At 56.5% G+C, this 6,118-nt stretch carries 6 protein-coding genes; all 6 read left to right on the forward strand.

The features are described 5' to 3' along the window. The coding region (locus AC5DB9_RS16285; protein WP_491732100.1) for a hypothetical protein at positions 1-1,119 on the forward strand (1,119 nt) is incomplete at its 5' end. Positions 1,120-1,150: 31 nt separating this feature from the next. Further along, complete coding sequence (locus AC5DB9_RS16290) at positions 1,151-1,648, forward strand: hypothetical protein (protein WP_272991372.1); 498 nt, start codon at positions 1,151-1,153, stop codon at positions 1,646-1,648. Then, complete coding sequence (locus AC5DB9_RS16295) at positions 1,645-2,331, forward strand: hypothetical protein (RefSeq protein ID WP_272991370.1); 687 nt, start codon at positions 1,645-1,647, stop codon at positions 2,329-2,331. The genes AC5DB9_RS16290 and AC5DB9_RS16295 overlap by 4 nt, the downstream gene beginning before the upstream one ends. 41 nt (positions 2,332-2,372) lie before the next feature. Then, the gene (locus AC5DB9_RS16300) at positions 2,373-3,017 is read left to right on the forward strand and encodes a DUF6498-containing protein (RefSeq protein WP_272991368.1); all 645 of its coding nucleotides are present in this window, start codon (positions 2,373-2,375) and stop codon (positions 3,015-3,017) included. Between the two features lie 444 nt (positions 3,018-3,461). Then, positions 3,462-4,910, forward strand: coding sequence for an SDR family NAD(P)-dependent oxidoreductase (locus tag AC5DB9_RS16305; protein WP_272991366.1), 1,449 nt, complete (start codon positions 3,462-3,464; stop codon positions 4,908-4,910). A gap of 11 nt (positions 4,911-4,921) precedes the next feature. Beyond that, on the forward strand, positions 4,922-5,845 hold the full coding sequence (locus AC5DB9_RS16310) for a TIGR01777 family oxidoreductase (protein ID WP_272991364.1): 924 nt from the start codon (positions 4,922-4,924) through the stop codon (positions 5,843-5,845). Positions 5,846-6,118 lie beyond the last annotated feature (273 nt).

Here is a 6,118-nt window from a genome sequence, read left to right on the forward strand (position 1 = left end):
AAAATCGCAAAAATTCTTAAAAAAGATCGCGGTGACTGGTCCGACCGGGATCTCGGCCGGTTCAACGACTATTTCTCGCAGTCTCCTCCAGATGAAGCCATCGCCGAGGGTACGGTTGGCCTGGGCCGATGTTTTAGCGATCATCCTGCACAGAAATCCATGGAGGAAGCAGGTTTCATGAGGTACGACTTCACTCCCGAAAGCTGCGAAATCGCTCAGAAAAACGCCTATACCCTGACATTCTCACAGTTTGCGATCTATTCCCGGTTCTTCAACCCGAAGACTGATTGCATTAAGGGCGCCTACGTCCCAACCCCCATTGTCGCGAAGTTGGATGAGTTATTGGCCAAGCAACGGGAAGAAGAGCGTTGGGCCGCGAGAATTGCTGCATATCGGGCTAAACGCCCGGTGGCTGAGCGCATCAAAGGCCTGAATGGCTGCCAAATTGCCTATGGCCTGATTCATCATGGCATTAACAAGCCTGAAGTGAGCCGAATCCCCGACGCGGGGGTGCGCTGGGCATTAGCCTATGAACAGGCACGCATCAAAGACGAAGCCTGTCCGCTGATTCCCAAGGCACTGAGCAACTGGGTGCAGGCGCAGTCACTGAAAACCTTTGAACCGGCTCAGGACCCGTTCATTTACTATCGAAATAATATGCCGCGCGGAAACAGCAATCTTGATCACTGGTCAAACTATGTTCGTACCGTCATGCACCACTATGAGCGTCCCGATAACCCGCACAATGTAGTGCCTGCCGAACATTGCTCTGCGTTTGCAACGTGGCTGAACGGGAAGAAGCATTCCCAAAAAACCGATGCCCGCTATGACTGGCAATTCCTCTTTGACGTGCTGGCCAACTCATCCGGCAGAACGGGGCTGTCAGTTTGTGCCCAGGCCCCTGCGAGTATGATCTATCAATTCTTCAGCGATCAGCGGCTTGCACAGCAACAGCGAGCCGCCGCACAGCGCCGCTTTGAGGCTGAACAAAAACGCAAACAGGCTGCCGACGCCGCCTTCCAAAACCTGCTGCGCTGGAAACCCAGCTATAACCCACCCGCGTCTGAACCACGCTGCTATCGCCGAGATGACATTACCGAGATCTGCTTCCAGAACTGATAACAAGACGCCGAACACTCAGAGCAAAACTATGACGGATGGCACGACACACCGATATACCTCGACATCAACATCGGCAACACATCTCAACGCCAATATATCCGGTGTGATCGCCGCGATCGCAGCCCCGCTTTATTTGCACTTTGTCGCAAGCGTGGAGCCATGGATCTCGCTCTCTGCTGCGCCATTTGGCTTTGCTCTGGCTTGGGGAATGTTTGGTTTACGGCAGTGGCTGGGGGGCGTGGGTGCCATCAGCATATCAACGGAGGGCTTGTCGCTGGAGCAGCGGAAGCAGGCGCTGTTTTTCCCTTGGTCAACGATTACGAGCGTAACGTTTTCCGCCGTGAATACCACGCCCTGGCTTGGCCTGCACACTGCGTCGCGGCCAGTGACAGTCTGTCTGGAAACCTTTTCTGATAGCGATGTGGAAGCCCTCACGCTCGACATTACCCATCATCTGAGAGATTCGGCTCCCATTGAGTATGACGCCAGCTGGACGTTATTGAATCGCACGGTTATACGCAAATGAACCAACTGCGACGCAGCTTGCCCGACGGTTCCGTTGAACAGCGATGGTCACCCACAGAGGAGTCCACGGCGAGGAAACTGAGCTGGGCATCCAACTCAACGGCATCGGCCAATTACGCAAATTACCGCGTACTGCGCACAGGAACCGGACTTTGCGTTCGCCCGGCATTGGGCAAGCGGCTCATTGGCCTGATACTTATTGCGCTGTCTGTCTTGTTTGCACCGCTGGCGATTGTCGTTTTCTCAATGCTGTTGGGGACGGAAGGAAGTCGCTGGCCAGGTGTGGCGCTTGGCCTGCTGTTCGTTGCCGTTTTCTTCATCACCGGGCTGCGCTCACTTTTCGCGCGAGATGCGTTCACGTTTGATTTGCACACGCGACGCTTCTATTCCGGTAACCGCCCTCCCAAGGACTTACGCCGCTCGGACTCATCCTGCGGTGCGCTGTCAGACATCGCGGGAGTCCAAATTCTCTCCCGCTGGATATCCCGCTCGTCAACCGCTCGCAAAACCGTTGCCACGAGCCACACGGGGTGGTGCTCATATCAGCTCAACCTCGTGCTGAAAGATGGCTCGCGCATACGATTGCTTGACCATGGCAATGAAAAACAGCTGAGGCACGATGCATCACTCATCGCCCGCACGCTGCGTATCGAAATCTGGGAAAGAGCGCCTGATAGCGTATGACACTGCCGCCGCTAAGCCACCCATTACCGAGCGCCATGGTGATGAGAAATATCCTCTGGCGCCTGACCTTATTTATCGCGTCTATTTTCTGGCTGTCGATCAACAGCTGGGGAGCGAGCGATGTTATCTGGGCATTCTGGAGCACCAGCCTGATCGCGGGCTATCTGCATATTCTCACGGTCATTGCCGCCGGCCTTTACGCAGGGCGCACATCAAATGCTGACAGTGAGGGACTGGGCGTGCCCGGCAGCCTATTCCTGCTGGCGTTCTTCAGCCTTCACTTTCTTGGCTTTCACCTTGTCCACGCAATATTTCTTGAGCTGTTTTTCCCGCTGCAAGCCGACCGCAGCAGTGGCCCCGGAAGCTTGCTAGTTGGCGTCGACAATCTGTGGATTTGCCTGCAGAACTATCCCGACTTCCTCGCCTTATTGCTGGCCGCCAAACTTCCGCTGTTTGTGGATATCGTCCGCGGGCGATACGCCTTATCCATTCCCGGCGCCACCAGCTCTGCGTATGCGTCCGTCGTGATGATTCATCTCACCATTTTCCTGCTGGCCGGCGCACAGCTACTCGACGTAACTGGTCCGGCCATAGCGGTGTTTATGGTGTTCTATTTCATGCCAGCAATGAGTGTGATCCGCGCGACGATTGCAGAAATCAAAGCCGGGCGTGCCACCCGAACCTAGGCGGGCTCCGAAGATACGGCGCGAAAGCCGCCGCCTGTATCCGGTCGTCACGCCAGTTTTACGAAAGCCGTTTTCCGGCCTGTTTATGCCCAAACGTTATTAAAAAGACCGGTTTTCTAAGGTCATTTTGGTGCGCCGCACAGCCCTGGTGCAGGGTGATTTTTCTTCGCGAATTAATCCCAAAATTGTGGGTACACCCCTGCTGCAATTACTGAAAAACTGATCTGCCCGCGGACGGAACCGCGTCCAACTGCGAAGGATATGTACCATGATAAAGCACACTCTGAACTACCATTTGACACTGTTAGTAGGCTTCATGCTGGTATTGGCGCTGTACATACCCGATATACGCTGAGCCACGTCATAACATCGAACAGGCGCTGATCTGCCCGCGCCACGGTCTGCGTAAAACCCAAGTCAATTCAACGCACACCGGGCCGCAGCATGAAGCACACCCTGTTCGAACGCATCCGGGTCAATCGACCCGTGGTGGATTGTTTTAATTATCTTCGCGACTTCTCCACGATTCCTCAGTGGGACCCGGGCGTATTCAGCGCAGAAAAGCTGACACCCGGTCCAGTGCGCGCTCGCGCAGCAGAACACTCGGGCACCGAATACCAGCTCGTCTTTCACATTCCCAAGCGCAAGTTGCAGATGCGCTACGAGCAGCTCGAGGCTGAACCGAACAAACGCCTGGTACTTAGTGGCTACTCACTGCCCCTCTGCGGGAACGGAGAATCCAGCAAGCCGGGGGCGCTATCCGCGTATGATGAAATATACTTCGACGCTCTCAGCCCCGAACTGACCGAAATCAGCTATCGGGCAGAACTCACACTGCACGGCATTCCCGATACGCTGTTACCCGCCTTCAAGCCCGCCCTGAACCGTCTCGGCAAGAAAGTGGCGAAAGGCATTTCGGATGCGCTGTCTCCCAAAGCCCATCCGGACGCGACACCGTCGCTGTTTGCGACGCTTAAGGATCGTCTTATTGTCCCCGCGCTGCCGAACTTCGGGCGCAGGGGCTATCAACAGATGCCGGACAAATCCCTCAGTCAGCGCATGGACGGCAAGCGAGTGGTACTGACCGGCCCGACCGCCGGGCTGGGACTGAGTGCCGCCTGTGAACTGGCCCGACTGGGTGCCACACTGATTTTGATTGGACGCAACCGGGAGCGCATGGCGCAGTGTCGTCAGCACATTCTCGACACCAGCGGCACCGATGCCAACACTGTGTTCTGCTACGAAGCAGACCTGTCATCGCTCTCTGAATCCCGTCGTGCGGCCGACGCCATTCTCGCTGAGCATTCGCACATAGATGTGCTGATTAACAATGCTGGCGCACTGTTTTCAGAGCGAGAGGAAACACCCGAAGGCCATGAGCGGGCACTGGCGGTCAATCTGCTCAGCCCGACATTGTTATGCCGAAAATTGGCAAGTGCCATGAATGAACATTCACGCGTGATCAATGTTGTCTCCGGCGGCATGTATCTCGTCGGCTTGCGCGAACACGATATGGAATATCGTCAGTCTCCCTATGATGGCAGTCGTGCCTACGCCCATGCGAAACGCGCCCTGTTCACCTACGGTCAGGAGCTGAGCGCAGACGGCGTCACACCCGTGTATGCCATGCACCCCGGCTGGGCAGCGACCCCGGGCGTAGCAAAATCGCTGCCCACCTTTAACCGGCGGCTAGCCGCCATGCTGCGTGACAGCCGAATGGGCGCAGATACCATCGTATGGCTGGCGTCCTGCGCCTCGCTCCCCCCCAGCAACGCACTGTGGTTTGACCGACGTGCACATACCGCCAACGTCCTCCCCGGCACCGCTGCCAGCGCTCGCCAAAGACAGCGTCTGCTAAATTACCTGAATAACACCCTGCAAGCCTATCTGTGAGGAAACCCGCAATGACGGCGACTGAAAAGAAGTGGATCGCAATTTCCGGCGCCAGCGGCTTTGTTGGACAGGCGCTATGCCGCGCGCTGTTGCAGAAAGGCTATGGCGTCTACGCACTGGGGCGAGACAAGACGAAACTGGAAAAATGCTTCCCCGCGGAGGTGCACCCAGACCTGCAGCCCCACGATTACAGCGAACTGGCCAGCTTGCGCCCCCATGCTGTCGTGAACCTTGCCGGAGAGAACATCGCCCAGCGCCGATGGTCCCTCGCACAGAAGCAGCGCCTGCTCGACAGCCGTGTTCAGACGACACGGCAGCTGGTCTCAGCCGCGCGTCGGGACTGGCCGACACTAAGTTGCTTTATCAGCGCCTCAGCCATCGGCGTTTATGGTGACCGCGGCGAGTCGCTACTGGACGAAAACAGTGCGGCTGGCAATGGCTTCTCCGCCGAGCTTTGCCGACACTGGGAAGCCTGCGTCGATAATTTGCCTTGTCGAACCGTCATCGCCCGCCTTGGTGTGGTACTGGACCGAGACAGAAAACAGGGAGCACTCGCCAAGATGCGGCCCGCTTTCGCACTGGGACTCGGTACCCGCTTTGGCAGTGGACAGCAGTGGCAAGCCTATATTCACCGGCGGGACGTGGTCGAAGCACTGTGTTTTTTTATCGATCACGAGGAATGTCGCGGTGTATACAACCTTGTCAGCCCAGAGCCGGTCAGAAATCAGGAATTCAGCCAGCAGCTCGCCCGCGCCCTGCATCGACCGCTTTTTTTACAAATGCCTCAAGCCGTTGCCGCCCTGCTATTCGGCGAAATGCAGGAGCTGTTCTTCAGCTCCCAGCGGGTGGTGCCAGCCGCACTGGCGTCGTCAGGCTACCCATTTCAGTTCAGTAGCATGGAGGCCATCCTCCGCGACTGCGTGGAACGTCCCTAGCAATCGGCGCGCCAGGATGGACAATGTCTCACAGTGATGCGCTCTGATCACGACTAGAGAGAACTGTTTAGAAAGTTATGATGAGCATGTCAGGGATGACACCGGTGCATACAAGGACGTATCGCACCACTTGAATACCGCTTGTGCCAGAAACGCCGCTGAACGGAACGCTGACACAAGCCGTCTTGACGTTCCAAACTCACGCTTAAGAATGTTCATGTCCCGTCCTGACATAGGTTGTCAGGTTTCAAGGAGCCGCTTCCGTATAGGAGG

The organism is Spongiibacter sp. (genome assembly GCF_984394615.1).

Excerpts from the sequence above, each read along its gene's own strand:
- AC5DB9_RS16290 (WP_272991372.1), top strand. The coding sequence starts at position 1,151 with ATGACGGATGGCACGACACACCGATATACCTCGACATCAACATCGGCA.
- AC5DB9_RS16295 (WP_272991370.1), top strand. The coding sequence starts at position 1,645 with ATGAACCAACTGCGACGCAGCTTGCCCGACGGTTCCGTTGAACAGCGA.
- AC5DB9_RS16300 (WP_272991368.1), top strand. The coding sequence starts at position 2,373 with ATGAGAAATATCCTCTGGCGCCTGACCTTATTTATCGCGTCTATTTTC.
- AC5DB9_RS16305 (WP_272991366.1), top strand. The coding sequence starts at position 3,462 with ATGAAGCACACCCTGTTCGAACGCATCCGGGTCAATCGACCCGTGGTG.
- AC5DB9_RS16310 (WP_272991364.1), top strand. The coding sequence starts at position 4,922 with ATGACGGCGACTGAAAAGAAGTGGATCGCAATTTCCGGCGCCAGCGGC.